Origin of the sequence: Pseudomonas citronellolis, from assembly GCF_029335315.1 — a bacterium.
Taxonomy (GTDB): Bacteria; Pseudomonadota; Gammaproteobacteria; order Pseudomonadales; family Pseudomonadaceae; genus Pseudomonas; species Pseudomonas citronellolis_A.
In genome coordinates this window covers 18715-35675 of record NZ_JARJLT010000253.1, presented here as the reverse complement: position 1 = coordinate 35675, position 16961 = coordinate 18715, and the positions used below count along the sequence as shown (strand labels likewise).

Genomic DNA, 16961 nt, shown 5'->3' with positions numbered 1-16961 from the left:
GTGTGCGCTGATGCCTCGACTGGCAGAGGACAGTCCCCTCTCCCTTCAGGGCGGGGCGCGTAGCCGAGGGTTAGGGAGAGGGGCTCTTCAAGCTCTCGAACCCGACCTCACACCACCGCGTAGTAATGCTTCACGAAGCCCTCGCCCGGCACTTCCCAGAGCACCGGGGTGCCCTTGGTGACGAACCAGGTGTCGCCGGCCTTGTAGGTCTGGCTGTGACCGGTGGATTCGTCGGTCAGGCGCACCTCGCCGCTGACCACCGTGGCCTGCTCGTTGAACGGGTAGGTCATGCGGAACTTGCCGCCGGTGGTGCCGAAATAGGCGGCGCTGACCGGGTCGGTCGGCGCGCCGGCGGTCATCTTGCCGAAGGCGCGGACCTCGCCTTCGAGGATTTCCGAGCCGAGGTCGGCCACGGTGCCCCAGGCGTCCAGTTCGTCGAGGGTGATGCCTTGCTTGATGGGGGTGAGTGCCATGTGCTTGCTCCTGTGCAAGTGAGGGAAAAGGGGGAATCAGCGGCGGCCGTTCCAGAAGCCGGATACCTGGTGCCAGGTCTTGGCTCCGCTGAGCAGCAGCGGGCGCACCTGGTCCTTGCCGTGGACGCGGATGCGCCGCACCGAGCTGATCAGGTCGTAGCGCGCCGAGCCTTCGCTCATGCCCTCGGCCAGTACCTTGCAGATGATGTGGCTGGGGGTGACGCCGAAGCCGGAGTAGCCCTGCACGAAGAAGGCGTTGGGGCGGCCGGGGAGGGCGCCGATCTGCGGGAACAGGTTGGGGCTGCAGGCCATCGGCCCGCCCCAGGCGAGGTCGATCTTCACGTTTTCCAGGTAGGGGAAGATCTTCAGCATCAGCGCCCGGTTCCAGGCCTTGAGGTCGCGCGGGATGTGCTCGATGAACGGGGTGGCGGCGCCGAACAGCAGGCGGTTTTCGTTGGTCACCCGGTAGTAGTCGATGACCGGGCGGATGTCGCTGTAGGCGCCACGGATCGGGCTGATGCGCTGGATCAGTTCGTCCGACAGCGGCTCGGTCATCATCTGGAAGGCGTAGGTGTTGATGGTGCTCTTGTGCAGCTCCGGCTCCAGCTTGTTGAGGAAGCTGTCGCAGGCCCAGAGCAGCTTGCCCGCCTTCACCGAACCCTTGGCGGTGCGCACGGTGATGCGCTCGCCGTATTGCACGTCCAGCGCCGGGCTGTACTCGAAGATCTTCACCCCGTGGCTGGCCAGCGCCTTGGCCTCGCCGAGCAGCAGGTTGAGCGAGTGCACGTGGCCGCCGCCCATGTGCAGCAGGGCGCTGGAGTAGGCGTCGGAGCCGATGATCTGGCGCACTTCGGAGCCGTCCAGGTAGCGGATCTCGTGGCGCGAGTTGAGCGACTTGAACTCCTTTTCCCAGGCTCGCAGGGTCTTCGCCTGGCGGGCGTTGAAGCCCATGTAGCCGTAGCCGTGGCAGAAGTCGGCGTCGATGCCGTACTTCTCGATGCGGCCCTTGATGATGTCGGCGCCCAGGTCGCTGATCTCGAAGATCTGCCGCAGGCCGTCCTCGCCGACGTCCTTGCGGATCTTTTCCAGGTCGTGGCCGATGCCGGCCATGATCTGCCCGCCGTTGCGCCCGGTGCCGCCGAAGCCGAGGTAGCGCGCCTCCAGCACGACGATGTTGGTGATGCCTTTCTCGGCCAGCTCCAGGGCGGTGTTGATGCCGGAGAAGCCGCCGCCGATCACGACCACGTCGGCCTCCAGGTCCGCCTCCAGGGAGGGGAAGGACAGGTCGTATTTCTTGGTCGCGGTGTAGTAGGTGGGGGTCTCGATATTGATCATGACTGCAGCCTGGAACCGGGTTCAATGGAGCGCGGCCGGCGCCGCGCGGATGGCCCTATTAGGGGCCGCGGCGACGGTGGCTGTCTTGACCCTGGCTGCCCGGCCGCTTGTCCCGGGCTGACAGCGGCGGCTCAGTCGGCCAGCAGGTGGCGCACGCGCTCGACGGCGGCCTGGGCGCAGAGCATGTCCTGGGCCTCGGAGGCGCCGGAGACGCCGATCGCGCCGATCACCACCTCGCCCAGGCGCAGCGGCTCGCCGCCGCCGAACAGCACCAGCCCGGTCTGCAATGGCAGGCCGTGGCGCACGGTGGGCGCGCTCTGTTCCAGGTAGGCCTGCCAGGCGCCGGTGGGCTTGTCGAAGGCGGCGGCGGTACCGGCTTTCTTCAGGGCGATCTCGCGGCACGGCTGGGCGGCGCCGTCCATGTGCGCGGTGAGCACCGGCAGGCCGCTGGCGTCGACCACCGCGATGCTGAGGCGCAGGCCCAGCTCCTCGGCGCGGCCGAGCGCGGCCTGCATGGCCTGGGTGGCGAGGTTCAGGGTTATTTGCGCCTGCTGGCGGACGAATGCGGACATCGAGGGTACTCCGAGTGGGAAGGTGGCATGCCGGGGCAGCGCCCCTGGCAGGCAGGATCATGACCGATGCGGGGTGGGGCTTTTCAATAGCGAGGAAAATCCTTGCCAGGCGACTCGCCCATGCCGCACTCCCCACCCTCCCTGACCCTTTCCCTGCTGCAGGCCCGCGAAGCGGCCATGCGCTTCTTCCGCCCGCACCTGCTGCAGCACGGCTTGACCGAGCAGCAGTGGCGGGTGATCCGCCTGCTGCGCCAGCACGGCGAGCTGGAGAGCGGGCAGCTGGCACCGCTGGCCTGCATCCTTTCGCCGAGCCTGTGCGGCGTGCTCGCGCGCCTGGAGCGCGACGGCCTGGTGCTGCGCCGCCGCGACCCCTGCGACCAGCGCCGCAGCCTGGTCAGCCTGGCGCCGCCGGGGGAGGACTGCTTCGCGTCGATGCGCGGGCGCATGGAGGCCAACTACCGGACCATCGAGGAGCGCCTGGGGGAGGACAAGGTGGAGCGCCTGCTGGCGCTGTTGCATGAGCTGAAGGGGCTGCGGCCCTGAGGCCGCGAGCCGTCAGTAGACCGACGGGGCGCTCGGCGCGGGCGCGGCCTTGAAGCGCCCGGCGAAGCCAGGGCAAAGGATAAGAGAAATAACAGTTGTGTAAGTGGACATCACAAGAGGGCCCGTCATGTTAACGAAAATTCTTATGTAATTGGTGTGATCGCGCTCTCTTTACTCAAGTTCACTATCTCGTCTGCAAATTCCATGGCAGCTTCGCGATGACTGACTATTATTAGTGTGTTTGAATTTTCCTTAATGAAATTCAATACTTTAATCTCTAGCTCGAGGTCCAATGCGGAAGTGGGTTCGTCGAGAATTATTATATCTTTCTTCCTCAATACTGCCCTTGCAATTGAAATTCTTTGTCGCTCGCCACCCGAAGTCTGGCGATGTTCACCGCCGACATGGATATCAAGAGGGGATGGCTCTCCAATGTATAGATTAAGGGCTTTTAGTATTCGTTCAAGCTCTTCATCCATATAGTGTTCAGTTGCACCGTACAGGATATTTTCACGAATGGTTCCAGAGAATATAAATGGGTGCTGAGGTACCACTGCGACTCGTTCGAGAATATTTTCTGATGTAAGATTTCGAACATTCTCCCCGAAAAAGTCAATGCTGCCTTTGTAGTCAGTTTTGAGGCTAAGCATTGCATTGATTAGGGTTGTTTTTCCTAGGCCTGAAGGGCCTGTAATTACATAGGTTTTTCCATGATCAATGCTGAATGTTGTCTTTTTTTCAGTTGAGAAGATGAAGTTATTTACTTTAAATACAGTTGGGGTTTTGTTTGGTGTGTTGATTGCCGTTTTTGGGGGTGAATAAATATCATAGTACTTTAGGCCTTCACCTAGTGCGAGATAGTCGCGTTTTAAACCTACTAGGGAGCTGGCAATAATGGCAAATGGTGCGGTGAGTTGGGCAACGTATGAGATAATCATGACGAAATCTCCAACTTTAAAGTCGCCTTTCATCACGGAGTGGGTAGAGAACAAAGTTGATGACGCAAGGACGAGGCCGATCGCCGATGCTTGGAGGCTTAGAAAGATGGCCATTTTTTTGTTTGCTGAAAATACTGCGTCAGCATAAGACTCTATAAATGGTAAAAGATTTTTCGATTCTTTGTTTTTGGTTGTGTTGGTCTTTATTTCGTATGCTGAGTCAATTCTTTCGACTAGAAAATTTGTTAGATTGTTTGTCGCCTCGAAGCACCTTAGCTGCACGCCCTCTGTTTTCTGTGTAATCTGGTAGGCTATAAGAAGTAATATGCCTATAGATACCAAAAATAAAGTCGAGAAGGCAAGATTGGTTTCTCGCCAAAGAATCAAGAATACAAATAGCATTTCTATCAGTAATGGGGAGAGTGTCCAGAATATAGTTTGATTTATATGCCCGAAGCTTGACATGGATCGGTCAAAGTCAGCGATGATTTCGCCTTTCTGAATTTTCCTCTGTTCGGAGAATGGAAGGTTTAAGTAGCAATCAAATAGGGATCTGTAAAAGGCCGAGTCGCAACGTACGGTAATGTAGGTTGTAGCAATAACTTTTATCCATTCAAAGATTTTTGAAAGTGTCCAGGTTAATGCATATGCCCCGACTGTAATATAAATAATAGAGGTTGTGGTTGTGGATGAATAAGTCAGCATGTCGGAAGCTTTTTTTAGGAGTAGAGGTGCTAGAGAAGACAGACCGGCAAGTAAAATCAAGAATAGGCTGACCAAGAAAAAGTCACGACGGAAATTTGAGTATATTGATTTTGTTATATTTAGCGCTTTTATATAAGGTTCTATGTACTGATTTCTTATGGAGTCCATGCGTGCCTCATTATATTTTCATGATTACGTTCAGGAGTTTGGACAGATCCGGGCGGTCACCAATTATTACGCCGCTTTCTTCGATCCAGGCATGCGCTAAAAAATCGTAATTCTTTACTCCGATATATAGTTGCAGTTCTAATTTTTCATTGTGGCCGGCCCAAAATAGAGCAAGAGCATGCTGTAAGCAGGTGACTTCAAATGGGATATACTTTGCGACGTGCTTTATTGTTGATGAGATTTCAATGGCTCGCCCCGGTTTTTTTATTGGTTGAGAGTTTTTTCGTTTCTTGTGGCGAAGTTTGTTTAAGGATCTATGGAGGCCAAGAAATTTAAGTGTTAAGCAAACCAGTATTAAGGTTAACCAGGTCTTGAATGGTTTTCGAATCTTACTGGATATATATTCAAGCTTGAAGGCTGACGTCCATTCATGAATGTCGACTTTAAGTTTTCCAGATGCTTTATTTATTTCTTGTATTCCGGGTTTAATTAATACTTTCTTCTCGAGAAGCTCTAATATCTCTGGCGACTCCTCGCCGGAGGCATCGGAAGACCTAAGGTTTCGGCAGATTTCAGATGTCTGGAGTTTGTCAAAGATAAGATATTGATCGGTTCGTTCGTCGAGTATGATCATCTCGTCTTCAATGACGATGTGGTGGGCGAATTTGGAAAATTTCATGATTTATTCCTCATGGCCAAGGCATCCTTGGTATGCGTTATAAGGAGTTCAAGAATTATTATTTTGAATAGTTCATAATCTATTCCATTGAGGCCCATTAATGACATTTGATAGCTACGCTCGAACTCATGAATGTCTATTAGGTTGTTGGATGCACAAAATCCATTTCGTACAAGAGTAATTAGTCTCTCTTTTTGCTGCCCTAGTGCGCGCTGATAAGCGCTTGTTACCACACCTTTCCCTACTCTTGTGTACAAGTCTTTGCCGAATTTTATATGTGCGGATTTGCGCAAAGGGAGTCTCGAGTTTTGTGAGTCAAAAAGTTCTGAGACTTTGAATCCAAGTGAACACTCAATCATTGCAGGGGTTGCAAATGGATAGAATACCTCTAGGTTTTTAGAGGGTGGAGGAGATGCTATTTCGTCGAGCAGTATGCGAATTCGTTCTCGCCTAAAATTTTTGGTGCTAGAGAGTCGCTTAGTTATGGTGGGGCTTCTCCTGTATTTCCTCTCTAGATACTTGTTCTGACTTGATATCTCGCCTGCTATTATTCCCTTTAATATTTCAAAGAAATTTTTTGCATAAAGGTCGCAATAGTTATTTGCCATCTTGAGAAAACCCTTTCCGAGGCACTCTCTCAGCATATGAGGTTCTACATACTCCCAAAAAATGTGGTCCCCTCCGTGGCCGTCGAGGGTTATCGTATCTCGATTAGAGTCGACTTTGGACGAAGCATAAGTATCAATATCTTGTAGGAAGTTGCAAAATCCGAGGGAGGTGTTTGGATAGGCAGAGAGGCTCCACGGGCGTACTGGGCAGAACAAACGTGACTCATCAATCGAGAGGACTCTGTGCCTGACGCCTAACTTATTTGCAATTTTTGTAGCTTCCTCGACATCCGAGCTGGCAGTGTCGTCCTTTGACTTCCATGTGATGGCTAGGATCTCTTCTGGCGAAGAGATTTCGCAGCAGGCCGCGAGTATTGAAGTTGACTCAAGTCCCCCCGAAAAGCGTACGACAATATTTTTGCCTTTGGTTTTTCTTGAAATCAACTCGATTAGGAGCTCGGCTGGATCTTCATGGCGGCAAGTCCATGGCCTTTCTTTGAATGAAATGTTTCTTTCGCCGCCTATGGATGCGCTTAGACCCGGTCCCAGAACGTAGACGCCCTCCCATATAGAGTCGCCAATGCTCTTGTTTCCAGATAGAAACGAAATAACTTTATCTAAAGAAATTTTTAGCGGAATTGCAACTACGTCTAGAAATCCGCTAGATACTTTTACTTCATCCGTGGATAATCCTATATAAATTTCCGTTGCATGCTCTGCTGGGTTTTTTATTTCTAGGATTTTGTTTTTATTTGATATCTCAATTTCATGTTTTAGTGGAAGATCTGAGTTGACATGAGTAATTTTTGTTGAGTCTGTGTTTTCTACTCTGACTTTTAGTCCGCTAACTGTGATCTTCATTGCTTTCGTCCTTGCGCTATAAAAGAACGGACCCTTAAAAGGGCCCGTCTTTTTTACATTTAAGCGCGTTTACTTACGCACAAAGAAAGTTCCCTCTAGGAATACCCCACCAGGATTTCCTTTGGTTGCAAGGGAAGCTTTTATGGCGACGATAGAAGTTTTTTTCAGTTGAGTTTTACGAGTTTTCATCTCTACCTCCAACGTATAAGATTGAACGCCCTAATGGACGCATTCTCAGTATCTAAGTTTATGAATATCTATCAGTGGTAATGATTCTCATTGGCGTATAAGGCTTTGTCTGTTTGTGCGTAGGAAAATTCTCGAAATGAATTTCTCTGATACGTCGCGGGGGGGATCAGGCAAAGAGGCTATCTAGAGAGCTAAGGGCGGAATGGGTGATCTAGTGAGGTTCACCAGCACCAGTACAGATCCGCGCACAATTCGCTGCCGTCATCAAGACCGTCATCTTGAGCCCGATATTGGTGGATGGCATGCAAGTGAAGCGCTTCGAATGCAACGGCGCCCACGAACATTCCGTCGAGAAACGTATGAAGGTCGAGGTGGCGACGCGGACCCGACACCCGCCAGCAGGACCTCTGCGCAGGCGCCGATTCCGGTTACTCAGGCGCATATTCAGGCGCAGGCCGAAGCAATTCTCGCGAAGGCCGACCAAGGGCAAGGTGCTGGTCTGGAGGTGGATTCTTATTGAACTCACCAAGGCGGAGCGATGGGAGGGCAAATACCAGACCACTAAATTTACCGACGACGCAGTGTCCTTCAATTCCGCAAGTAGGTAGCCGCCGGGCAGCATTCCCCTATAGGGGAGAGGGCCACGCCCGGGTAGGCACTCTCTTCGATCACCACAATGGTGGACTGCTCGCCGGGGCTTATAGATATGCAGTGGCTCGGTGGCGCGTGCTTCAATACACCGACGAAGCGGAGGAGACTTGGGCGCCGCCCTTGAAGCGCCCGGCCAGATCGCGCAGCGAGCGCATCAGCAGGCTGGTGTCCACGCCCACGGCGACGAACTTCGCGCCCAGTTCCAGGTAGCGCCGCGCCAGCTTCTCGTCGGCGCTGAGGATGCCGGCGGCCTTGCCGGCGCGGCGGACGCGGGCGATGGCGTCCTCGATGGCGGCCTGCACCTCGGGGTGGCCGGGGTTGCCCCGATGGCCCATGGCCGCGCTGAGGTCGGCCGGGCCGATGAACACGCCGTCGACGCCGTCCACTGCGGCGATGGCATCGAGGTTGGCCAGGCCTTCGAGGTTCTCCACCTGCACCAGCAGGCACATCTGCGCGTCGGCTTCGTCGAGGTAGCCGGGGATGCCGTTCCAGCGCGACGCGCGCGCCAGGGCGCTGCCCACGCCGCGCACGCCGAACGGCGGGTAGCGCATGGCGCGCACCAGCCCGGCGGCCTGTTCGGCGCTGTCGACCATGGGCACCAGCAGGGTCTGCGCGCCGATGTCGAGCAGCTGCTTGATCAGTGCGGCGTCGCCGAGTACCGGGCGGATGATCGGCTGCGCCGGGTAGGGCGCCACCGCCTGCAACTGGCCGAGCAGGCTGCGCAGGTCGTTGGGCGCGTGTTCGCCGTCGATCAGCAGCCAGTCGAAGCCGGCGTTGGCCGCCAGCTCCGCGCAGTAGGGGTCGGCCAGGCCGAGCCAGAGGCCGATCTGCGCCTCGCCGGACTGCAGGCGTTGCTTGAAGGTGTTGATGGGCACGTGCATGGGTATACCTCGGAGCGGGCCTGTGGGTGGTTCGCGAGCAAGCTCGCTCCTACAAGGGATGGCTCAGACGAAACGGCAGGAAATGCTGCCGAGCTGGTCGTAGTCGACGTGGAAGGTGTCGCCGGGGGCCGCCGCCACCGGGCGGGTGAAGGAGCCGCCGAGGATCACCTGGCCGGCCTCCAGGGTGACGTCGTAGGGCGCCAGCTTGTTGGCCAGCCAGGCCACGCCCTTGGCCGGGTGGTTGAGCACCGCGGCGGAAACCCCGGACTCCTCGATCACGCCGTTGCGGTAGAGGATCGCCGGCACCCGGCGCAGGTCGATGTCGGTCGGCCGCACGGCGCGCCCGCCCATGACCACCCCGGCGTTGGCGGCGTTGTCGGAGATGGTGTCGAAGACCTTGCGGGTGACGCCGGTCTGCGGGTCCAGCTGCTGGATGCGCGCGTCGATGATCTCCAGCGCCGGGATCACCCATTCGGTGGCGTCCAGCACATCGAACAGGGTGACGTTCGGGCCCTTCAGCGGCTTGCCGAGGATGAACGCCAGCTCCACTTCCACGCGCGGCACGATGAAGCGCTCGAAGGGAATGTCGCTGCCTTCGTCGAAGAACATGTCGTCCAGCAGCGCGCCGTAGTCCGGCTCGGTGATGTTCGATGAGACCTGCATGGCGCGCGAGGTCAGGCCGATCTTGTGGCCCTTGAGCACGCGGCCGTCGGCGATCTTCTGCGCCACCCAGGCGCGCTGGATGGCGTAGGCGTCCTCGATGGCGATGTCCGGATAGTCGAGGGAGAACTGCCGCACCTGCTGGCGCGAGCGCTCGGCGGCGTCGAGGCGGGCGGCGGCTTGCTGGATGAGGGTCGAGTCGAGCATGGCGGTCTCTCTTTAGCGGGGGTTGACCACGGCGGCCGGGGTGCGCAGGACCAGGGCGGCGCCGAGGGCGATGAGGATGGCCAGGAGGAACAGGGCCAGGCTGGCGCTGTGGGTGGTGTCGCGCATCCAGCCGATGAAGTAGGGCGCGGCGAAGGCGGCGACGCTGCCGAAGGAGCTGATCAGGGCGATGCCGGCGGCCTGGGCGCGGTCGCCGAGGAAGGCCGGCGGCAGTTGCCAGAACATCGGCAGGGCGGCGCTGGCACCCATCCCGGCGAGCACCAGGCCGGCGAGCACCAGCACCGCGTTGCCCGGCTGCAGGCCGGTCAGCGCCAGGCCGGCGGCGGCCAGCAGCAGCGGCACGGCGAGGTGCCAGCGGCGTTCGCGATGGCGGTCGGAGGAGCGCCCGAGGGCGATCATGAACACGCAGCCGGCCAGGTAGGGCAGGGCGCTGAGCAGGCCGACGCGGCCGTCGGAGCCGATGCCGGCGCCGTGGATCAGGCTGGGCATCCAGAACGCCAGGGTGTTCACCGCCAGCATCACCGCGAAGTAGATGGCCACCAGCAGCCACACCTGGCGGTCGCGGAAGATGCCGGCGAAGGAGGTGATCTGCTTGCGCTGTTCCTCGCCGCGCATTTCCTCGCGCAGGCTGGCCTTCTGCGCGTCGCTGAGCCAGGCCACGCGCTCGAAGCTTTCCGGCAGGCAGCGCCAGACCAGCAGGCCGAGCAGCACCACCGGCAGGCCCTCGATGAGGAACATCCACTGCCAGCCGCGCAGCCCGAGGAAGTCGTGGAAGCCTTCGAGGATGCCACCGGACAGCGGCCCGCCGATCACCCCGGCCATGGGCACGGCGATGGCGAACAGCGCGGTGACCCCGGCGCGGCGGCGCGCCGGGAACCAGCGGTTGAGGAACACCAGGATGCCGGGGAAGAAGCCGGCTTCGGCGACCCCCAGCAGCAGGCGCAGCGTGTAGAAGCCGGCCGCGCTCTGCACCAGCAGCATGGCGGTCGACAGCAGGCCCCAGGTCACCATCAGGAAGGCGATCCAGCGGCGCGGGCCGACGCGCTCCAGCATCAGGTTGCTGGGCACGCCGAACAGCGCGTAGGCGACGAAGAACAGCCCGGCGCCGAGGCCGTAGACGGTGTCGCTGAAGTGCAGGTCGGCGCTCATCTGCAGCTTGGCGAAGCCGATGTTGATACGGTCCAGGTGGGCGAACACGTAGCACACCAGCAGCAGCGGCATCAGCCGCCAGACGACTCGCAGGTGCGTGGCGTCGGCGCTGGCCGGCGGGGTGGCAGCGGTAACGGGAGTGGCGGTGCTCATGGTCTTGTCTTTGTTCTGCGAGTGGCCGGGAGGGACGGCGGGCTTCAGCCCGCCTGGCCCTGGAGGAAGGCGTGGACGTTGTTCCGCTTGTAGTTGAGCTCGGCGTTCAGCTCGCTCATCTCGAAGGACAACGCCAGCAGGCGATGGGCCTGGAGCACGGCGAAGTGCGCGGTGATCACCTCGAACAGCGCGTCGGCGACCTGGCGGCGGGTCTCCAGGTCGCGCCCGGCGCCCACCTTCAGGGTCATGTGGACGAAGGCGTAGTCGTGCGCGCCGTCGGCCATGCGCCAGGTGTCCAGGCGCACGGCGCGGCTGCGGATGCCGCCCAGCGGGAATACGCCGCTGGCGCCGAGGCAGGCGTGGACCTTCTCGAACAGGCCGGGCAGGTCGGCTTCCTCGGCGATGTTGTGGGTGTATTCGGCGATGAAGTGCGGCATGGCGCGGTCCTCAGAGGCGGCTGCCGGACGGATTGCCGGCGGGGTTGGAGGCCTGCGCGGCGGGGATCGCCGAGCCGTCCTGCGGGGTGACCGGGAACACCACGTTGATCTGCCCGGTGCCGGAGGAACCGAAGTAGGGCGTCACCACTTCGCCCTGGCCGTCGTAGTCGGACCAGCCGAGCGCGCCCAGGAGCATCGCGGTGTCGTGCATGAAGCCTTCGCCGTGGCCCTTGGCGGCGTATTCCGGGAGCATGCCGCAGAAAGTCTGCCAGTCGCCGCGCTGCCACATCTCCACCACCTGGTGGTCGAGGGTTTCCAGGAACGGGCTCCAGACCTTGTCGGCGAAGTCCGGGGCCTGGCCGTTCTGGGCGAAGCGGTGGGTCAGCGAGCCGCTGGCGAAGAACGCCACGGTGCCGTCGTAGTGCTCTTCCACCGCCTTGCGCATGGCCCAGCCCAGGCGCGCGCTGTCGTTGAGGTAGTGCACGGTGCACAGCGCCGAGACCGAGATCACCTTGAAGTGGCGGTCGGCGTTCATGTAGCGCATCGGCACCAGGGTGCCGTACTCCGGGCCGAGGGTGGTGGCGTCGTGGGCCAGCACCTCCACGCCCAGGTCGTTGCAGCCCTTGGCCAGGATGCGGCCGAGCTCCGGGTTGCCGGGGAACTCGTACTCCATGTTGGCGATGAAATGCGGCAGCTCGTTGCTGGTGTACAGCCCCTGGAAGTGCGGCGCGCAGTTGATGTGGTAGCCGGCGTTGACCAGCCAGTGGGTGTCGAACACGACTATGGTGTCCACCCCCAGTTCGCGGCAGCGGCGGCCGATCTCCCGGTGGCCGTCGATCGCCGCCTGGCGGCAGCCCTGGCGCGGGCCGGGGAGTTCGGACAGGTACAGCGAGGGAACGTGGGTGATCTTGGCAGCCAGAGCGAGTTTGCCCATGGTGGTTCTCCTGGTGCGGGGCGCCGCGCATCGGCGATGGAACGCCCGGATTCTTGTGGTTATTGGCTGCACGCCGGCGATGCAGGCGGCCTCGCGGGCCGCTCTCATCGGGCCGCGCCTTACACCCCCCAGCGGGGAATGTGGTGGCTGCCCATGGATATGCATACGTTCTTGATCTCGGCGAACACCTCGAAGCTGTATTCGCCGCCCTCGCGGCCGGTGCCCGAGCCCTTCACGCCGCCGAACGGCTGGCGCAGGTCGCGGACGTTCTGGCTGTTGATGAATACCATGCCCGCCTCGATCCCGCGCGCCAGGCGATGGGCCTTGCCGATGTCCTGGGTCCAGATGTACGAGGCCAGGCCGTATTCGGTGTCGTTGGCCAGGCGCAGCGCCTCGGCCTCGTCCTTGAACTTCATCAGGCACACCACCGGGCCGAAGATTTCTTCCTGGGCGATGCGCATGCGGTTGTCCACGTCGGCGAACACCGTGGGCTGGATGAACTGCCCGCGGGCGAGGTGCGCCGGCAGGTTGGCCGGGCGTTCCAGGCCGCCGGCGAGCAGGCGTGCGCCTTCTTCCATGCCGATGCGGATGTAGCCGGTGACCTTGTCGTAGTGGGCCTGGGTGATCATCGAGCCGACCTGGGTCTTCGGGTCCTGCGGGTCGCCGACGATCAGGCGCCTGGCGCGGGCGGCGAACTCCTCGACGAAGCGCTCGTAGACCGTCTCCTGGATGAAGATACGGCTACCGGCGGTGCAGCGCTCGCCGTTCAGCGAGAAGATGGTGAACAGCGCGGCGTCGAGGGCGCGGTCGAGGTCGGCGTCGCCGAAGATCAGCACCGGCGACTTGCCGCCCAGCTCCATGGAGTACTTCTTCAGGCCGGCGGTCTGCATGATCTTGCGGCCGGTGGCGGTGCCGCCGGTGAAGGAGATCGCGCGCACGTCCGGGTGGCGCACCAGGGCGTCGCCGGCGCTGGCGCCGTAGCCCTGCACCACGTTGAGCACGCCCGGCGGGATGCCGGCTTCCAGGGCCAGGCGGCCCAGCTCGTTGGCGGTCAGCGGCGACAGCTCGCTCATCTTCAGCACCGCGGTGTTGCCCAGGGCCAGGCAGGGCGCGGTCTTCCAGGTGGCGGTCATGAACGGCACGTTCCACGGCGACACCAGGCCGCACACGCCCACCGGCTGGTACAGCGTGTAGTTGAGCATCTGGTCGTCCACCGGGTAGCTGTGGCCGTCCATGCGCGTGCAGACCTCGGCGAAGAACTCGAAGTTGTGCGAGGCGCGGGGGATCAGCACGTTCTTCGTCTGGTGGATCGGCAGGCCGGTGTCGAGGGTCTCCAGCTCGGCCAGGTGCGGCACGTTGGCGTCGATCAGCTCGCCCAGCTTGCGCATCAGCCTGGCGCGTTCCTTGGCCGGGGTGTTGGCCCATTTCGGGAAGGCCGCCTTGGCCGCCGCGACGGCCTGGGCGATTTCCTCGGTGCCGCCGCTGGCGACTTCGCCGATGGCCTCGCCGGTGGCCGGGTTGTAGTTGGTGAAGACTTCTTTGCTCTCGACCTCGCGGCCGTCGATCCAGTGCTTGATCACGTTCAGACCTCGTTGATACGGGACGCGAAGAACTCGGCTTCGCTGACGATGCGGTTGACCAGGCGGCCGACGCCTTCCACTTCCACCACCACTTCATCGCCCGGCACCACGTCGGCCAGGCCCTCCGGCGTGCCGGTGGCGATCATGTCGCCCGGCTGCAGGGTCATGAAGCTGGAGAAGTATTCGATCAGGTAGGGGATGTCGAAGATCATGTCGGAGGTGCTGCCCTCCTGCTTCAGCTCGCCGTTGACCCAGGTGCGCAGCGTCAGCTTCGACGGATCGGGCACCTCGGCGGCGTCGACGATCCAGGGCCCGACCGGGGTGGTGGCGTCGCGGTTCTTCACCCGCAGGTTGGGGCGGTAGTAGTTTTCCAGGTAGTCGCGGATGGCGTAGTCGTTGCAGACGGTGTAGCCGGCCAGGTAGGCGAGGGCGTCCGCGCGCTTGACGTTGCGCGCCGGCTTGCCGATCACCGCCACCAGCTCGCACTCGTAGTGCATGTAGGCGACGTTGTCCGGGCGCCAGGTGACCTGGTTGTGGCCGGTGTAGGTGCCTTTCGACTTGATGAACGCCAGCGGCTCGGTGGGCGCCTTGAAGGCCAGCTCGGCGGCGTGGTCGGCGTAGTTCAGGCCGAGCGCGAACATGCTCCCTTCGGCCGGCGGCAGCCACTGCACCTCGTGCTCGCCGAGCAGGCGGCCGTCGGCCAGGCGCACGGCGTTATCGGCCTCGACGGTGACCGCGTGGACTTCGCCCTGGTAGCGGATGCGTGCGTGTTTCATTTCAGGCTTCCTCCGCCACGACGTGATTGACCAGGCGGCCGAGACCTTCGATCTCCACCACCACCTCGTCGCCCGGTTGCACATCGACGCGGCCCTCGGGGGTGCCGGTGATGAGCACGTCGCCGGCGTGCAGGGTCATGAACTCGCTGATCTCGGCGATCAGCTGCGGGATGCTGCGCACCAGGTTGGCGGTGCTGTTCTGCTGGCGCACTTCGCCGTTGACCAGCAGGCGGATCGGCAGGGCGTGCGGGTCGGCGATCTCGTCGCGGCCGACCACTTCGCCGGCCAGCGGGCAGAAGCCGTCGCGGCACTTGGCCTTGACCGCCGGGCGGTAGTAGCTGTCTTCCGGCAGGCTGAATTCGTTGACGATGACGTAGCCGGCCACGTAGTCCATGGCCTGCGCCGCGCTCACCCGGCTGGCGTCGCGGGCCAGCACCACGCCCAGCGCCGGGCCGGGCTGCAGGCGTTCGACGCCGGCGGGGTAGACCACCGCCGCGCCGTCGGCGTTGCGGGTGTTCGGGGTCTTGATGAACAGCACCGGTTTCACCGGCGGCTTCTGGTAAGGCGGCTGCTGGAATTCCTCCAGCCGGCTCTGCAACAGGCCCCGGTAGTTCAGCGCGACGCCGAACAGGGTGCCGGTCGCAGCTTCGCTGACAGCACGACGCATGGCTCGTTTCTCCTGATTCCGCCGGCCCCTCGGGGGCGGCGATCGTTAACATGTTAGCGTTATAGTTAATATGTTAACTATGGTCAAGCCTCCACGGACGGGGCCGGACTTCGCTGGGAGCATTGGAGCAGCCCGACGGTCGCGCGGATTGATCAGCGCTGCCAGGGGCTTGATCGTCGCTGCCAGGCGCCTGGGCGGCGCAATTCGGGGTTTGCCTGGAAGGGGGCTATGCTGGTTAAAATCTTCCCGAATATCAGTCGAGTAGCCGATTTACATGTCCAGCCCGCGCCCGTCCCTGACCCTCACCCTGCTGCAGGCCCGCGAAGCCGCCATGGCCTTCTTCCGCCCCTCGCTGAACCAGCACGACCTGACCGAGCAGCAGTGGCGCATCGTGCGCATCCTGCGCCAGCAGGGCGAGATGGAGATCTACCAGCTGGCCCAGCAGGCCTGCATCCTCAAGCCGAGCATGACCGGCGTGCTGGCGCGCATGGAGCGCGACGGCCTGGTGCGCCGCTGGAAGTCCGAACACGACCAGCGTCGCGTGCTGGTGTGCCTGAGCGAGAAGGGCCAGCAGTGCTTCGTGGCCATGAGCGAGGACATGGAGAACAACTACCGGCGTATCCTCGAACAGTTCGGCGAGGAGAAGCTGCAGCAGCTGCTGGGCCTGCTCAACGAGCTGAAGCAGATCAAGCCCTGACAGCGCGCCGGCCTCCCCCGTAGGAGTGGGCCACGCCCACGATTCGCGCGCCCGGCGCGCGCCCGCCGTCGAGAAGCTTCGCCATGGCCCGCACGCCCATCCCCAACATCGACATCGGCCAGGTCTACGACCTGCGCTATGCCGAGGCCGAGGTGCACTACGAGGAACTGGGCAAGCTGGCCGCCTTCTTCGGCCGCAACATGCCGGTGCACCGGCACGACCGCTTCTTCCAGGTGCACTACGTGAAGAGCGGCTCGGTGCGCGTCTACCTCGACGAGAAGCTCTACCACCGCCGTGGCCCGCTGTTCTTCCTGACCCCGCCGACCATCCCCCACGCCTTCGTTACCGAGGACGACGCCGAAGGCCATGTGCTGACGGTGCGCCAGCAATTGCTGTGGCCGCTGCTGGCCCCCGAGCAGGGCCTGGCCGCCGGCCCGGACATCGCTCCCGTGTGCGTGGCCTTCGAGCGCCTGGACGAGGCCCTGGCCGGCGAGGTGGCGCGGGTAGATGGCCTGTTCGAGCTGCTGCGCGACGAATTCCGTGGCCAGCGGCCGGGCCGCGAGCTGGCCCTGGCCGACCTGGTGCGGCTGATCTTCGTCAGCCTGCTGCGCCTCTCTGCGCGCTCGCTGAAGGCGCAGCCGATGCGCCGCGAGGACCTGCGCCTGTTCCAGCGTTTCAACCAACTGATCGAGCAGCACTACCCCGAGCACTGGCCGCTGCTGTCCTACGCCGAGCGCATCGGCGTCACCGAGGCGCGCCTCAACGACATCTGCCGGCGCGTCGCCGGGCTACCGTCCAAGCGCCTGGTGCACGAGCGGCTGATGCAGGAAGCGCGGCGCCTGCTGCTGTTCGGTGGCGGCTCGGTGAACGAAATCTGCTACCAGCTCGGCTTCAAGGACCCGGCCTACTTCAGCCGCTTCTTCGCCCGCCACGCCGGCATGGCGCCGGGCGAATACCGCCAGCGCAAGGCCGACGACAAGGAAGAGGCCTGGCGCTAGCCGAGGCGTCCGCAGCAACGCTCCGAGCCCGAGCCCGCGCCCACGCGCAGCTGCGCTGTCGTTCAGTGAATCGTTTCGTGGC

At 61.5% G+C, this 16961-nt stretch carries 17 protein-coding genes; 3 read left to right on the top strand and 14 right to left on the bottom strand.

Features of this window, described 5'->3' with window-relative positions; all coding sequences use genetic code 11:
• Nucleotides 1-107: 107 nt before the first annotated feature.
• From P3W75_RS19315 to P3W75_RS19305, 3 genes are all read right to left on the bottom strand, one after another.
• Nucleotides 108-473: a cupin domain-containing protein gene (locus P3W75_RS19315; protein ID WP_276228915.1), complete on the bottom strand. Its 366-nt coding sequence runs from the start codon at nucleotides 471-473 to the stop codon at nucleotides 108-110.
• Between the two features lie 36 nt (nucleotides 474-509).
• Nucleotides 510-1808: an NAD(P)/FAD-dependent oxidoreductase gene (locus P3W75_RS19310; RefSeq protein ID WP_276228914.1), complete on the bottom strand. Its 1299-nt coding sequence runs from the start codon at nucleotides 1806-1808 to the stop codon at nucleotides 510-512.
• A 131-nt stretch (nucleotides 1809-1939) separates the two neighbouring features.
• Nucleotides 1940-2380: a GlcG/HbpS family heme-binding protein gene (locus P3W75_RS19305; protein ID WP_276228913.1), complete on the bottom strand. Its 441-nt coding sequence runs from the start codon at nucleotides 2378-2380 to the stop codon at nucleotides 1940-1942.
• Nucleotides 2381-2500: 120 nt separating this feature from the next.
• On the opposite strand from P3W75_RS19305, the gene hpaR (P3W75_RS19300) reads away from it, so the two are divergent.
• Nucleotides 2501-2923, top strand: coding sequence for a homoprotocatechuate degradation operon regulator HpaR (gene hpaR, locus P3W75_RS19300; protein WP_276228912.1), 423 nt, complete (start codon nucleotides 2501-2503; stop codon nucleotides 2921-2923).
• Between the two features lie 143 nt (nucleotides 2924-3066).
• Here the strand turns inward: hpaR (P3W75_RS19300) and P3W75_RS19295 are convergent, their stop codons facing one another.
• The 11 genes from P3W75_RS19295 to P3W75_RS19245 all read right to left on the bottom strand — a co-directional run bounded on the left by P3W75_RS19295 (nucleotide 3067) and on the right by P3W75_RS19245 (nucleotide 15184).
• On the bottom strand, nucleotides 3067-4734 hold the full coding sequence (locus tag P3W75_RS19295) for an ATP-binding cassette domain-containing protein (RefSeq protein ID WP_276228911.1): 1668 nt from the start codon (nucleotides 4732-4734) through the stop codon (nucleotides 3067-3069).
• A 10-nt stretch (nucleotides 4735-4744) separates the two neighbouring features.
• Nucleotides 4745-5413, bottom strand: coding sequence for a lasso peptide biosynthesis B2 protein (locus tag P3W75_RS19290; RefSeq protein WP_276228910.1), 669 nt, complete (start codon nucleotides 5411-5413; stop codon nucleotides 4745-4747).
• The gene (locus P3W75_RS19285; protein WP_276228909.1) at nucleotides 5410-6882 is read right to left on the bottom strand and encodes an asparagine synthase-related protein; all 1473 of its coding nucleotides are present in this window, start codon (nucleotides 6880-6882) and stop codon (nucleotides 5410-5412) included. Before P3W75_RS19285 ends, P3W75_RS19290 begins: the two co-directional genes overlap by 4 nt.
• Before the next feature lie 920 nt (nucleotides 6883-7802).
• Nucleotides 7803-8603, bottom strand: coding sequence for a 4-hydroxy-2-oxoheptanedioate aldolase (hpaI, locus tag P3W75_RS19280; protein ID WP_276228908.1), 801 nt, complete (start codon nucleotides 8601-8603; stop codon nucleotides 7803-7805).
• 63 nt (nucleotides 8604-8666) lie between these two features.
• Nucleotides 8667-9470 carry a 2-oxo-hept-4-ene-1,7-dioate hydratase gene (gene hpaH / locus P3W75_RS19275; RefSeq protein ID WP_276228907.1) on the bottom strand — a complete coding sequence of 268 codons (804 nt, stop codon included), beginning with the start codon at nucleotides 9468-9470 and terminating at the stop codon, nucleotides 8667-8669.
• Nucleotides 9471-9482: 12 nt separating this feature from the next.
• Nucleotides 9483-10790 carry an MFS transporter gene (locus P3W75_RS19270; RefSeq protein ID WP_276228906.1) on the bottom strand — a complete coding sequence of 436 codons (1308 nt, stop codon included), beginning with the start codon at nucleotides 10788-10790 and terminating at the stop codon, nucleotides 9483-9485.
• Between the two features lie 44 nt (nucleotides 10791-10834).
• A complete protein-coding gene (locus tag P3W75_RS19265) occupies nucleotides 10835-11227 on the bottom strand; it encodes a 5-carboxymethyl-2-hydroxymuconate Delta-isomerase (RefSeq protein WP_276228905.1) in 393 nt (130 codons plus the stop codon).
• Nucleotides 11228-11237: 10 nt separating this feature from the next.
• The gene (gene hpaD / locus P3W75_RS19260) at nucleotides 11238-12161 is read right to left on the bottom strand and encodes a 3,4-dihydroxyphenylacetate 2,3-dioxygenase (protein WP_276228904.1); all 924 of its coding nucleotides are present in this window, start codon (nucleotides 12159-12161) and stop codon (nucleotides 11238-11240) included.
• A gap of 119 nt (nucleotides 12162-12280) precedes the next feature.
• A complete protein-coding gene (hpaE, locus tag P3W75_RS19255) occupies nucleotides 12281-13741 on the bottom strand; it encodes a 5-carboxymethyl-2-hydroxymuconate semialdehyde dehydrogenase (protein ID WP_276228903.1) in 1461 nt (486 codons plus the stop codon).
• A 2-nt stretch (nucleotides 13742-13743) separates the two neighbouring features.
• Complete coding sequence (locus P3W75_RS19250) at nucleotides 13744-14517, bottom strand: fumarylacetoacetate hydrolase family protein (protein WP_276228902.1); 774 nt, start codon at nucleotides 14515-14517, stop codon at nucleotides 13744-13746.
• Between the two features lies 1 nt (nucleotide 14518).
• Complete coding sequence (locus tag P3W75_RS19245; RefSeq protein ID WP_276228901.1) at nucleotides 14519-15184, bottom strand: fumarylacetoacetate hydrolase family protein; 666 nt, start codon at nucleotides 15182-15184, stop codon at nucleotides 14519-14521.
• Nucleotides 15185-15458: 274 nt separating this feature from the next.
• On the opposite strand from P3W75_RS19245, the gene hpaR (P3W75_RS19240) reads away from it, so the two are divergent.
• Nucleotides 15459-15881, top strand: coding sequence for a homoprotocatechuate degradation operon regulator HpaR (gene hpaR, locus P3W75_RS19240; protein WP_276228900.1), 423 nt, complete (start codon nucleotides 15459-15461; stop codon nucleotides 15879-15881).
• An 83-nt stretch (nucleotides 15882-15964) separates the two neighbouring features.
• The gene (gene hpaA / locus P3W75_RS19235; protein ID WP_276228899.1) at nucleotides 15965-16879 is read left to right on the top strand and encodes a 4-hydroxyphenylacetate catabolism regulatory protein HpaA; all 915 of its coding nucleotides are present in this window, start codon (nucleotides 15965-15967) and stop codon (nucleotides 16877-16879) included.
• The last annotated feature ends 82 nt before the right edge of the window (nucleotides 16880-16961 follow it).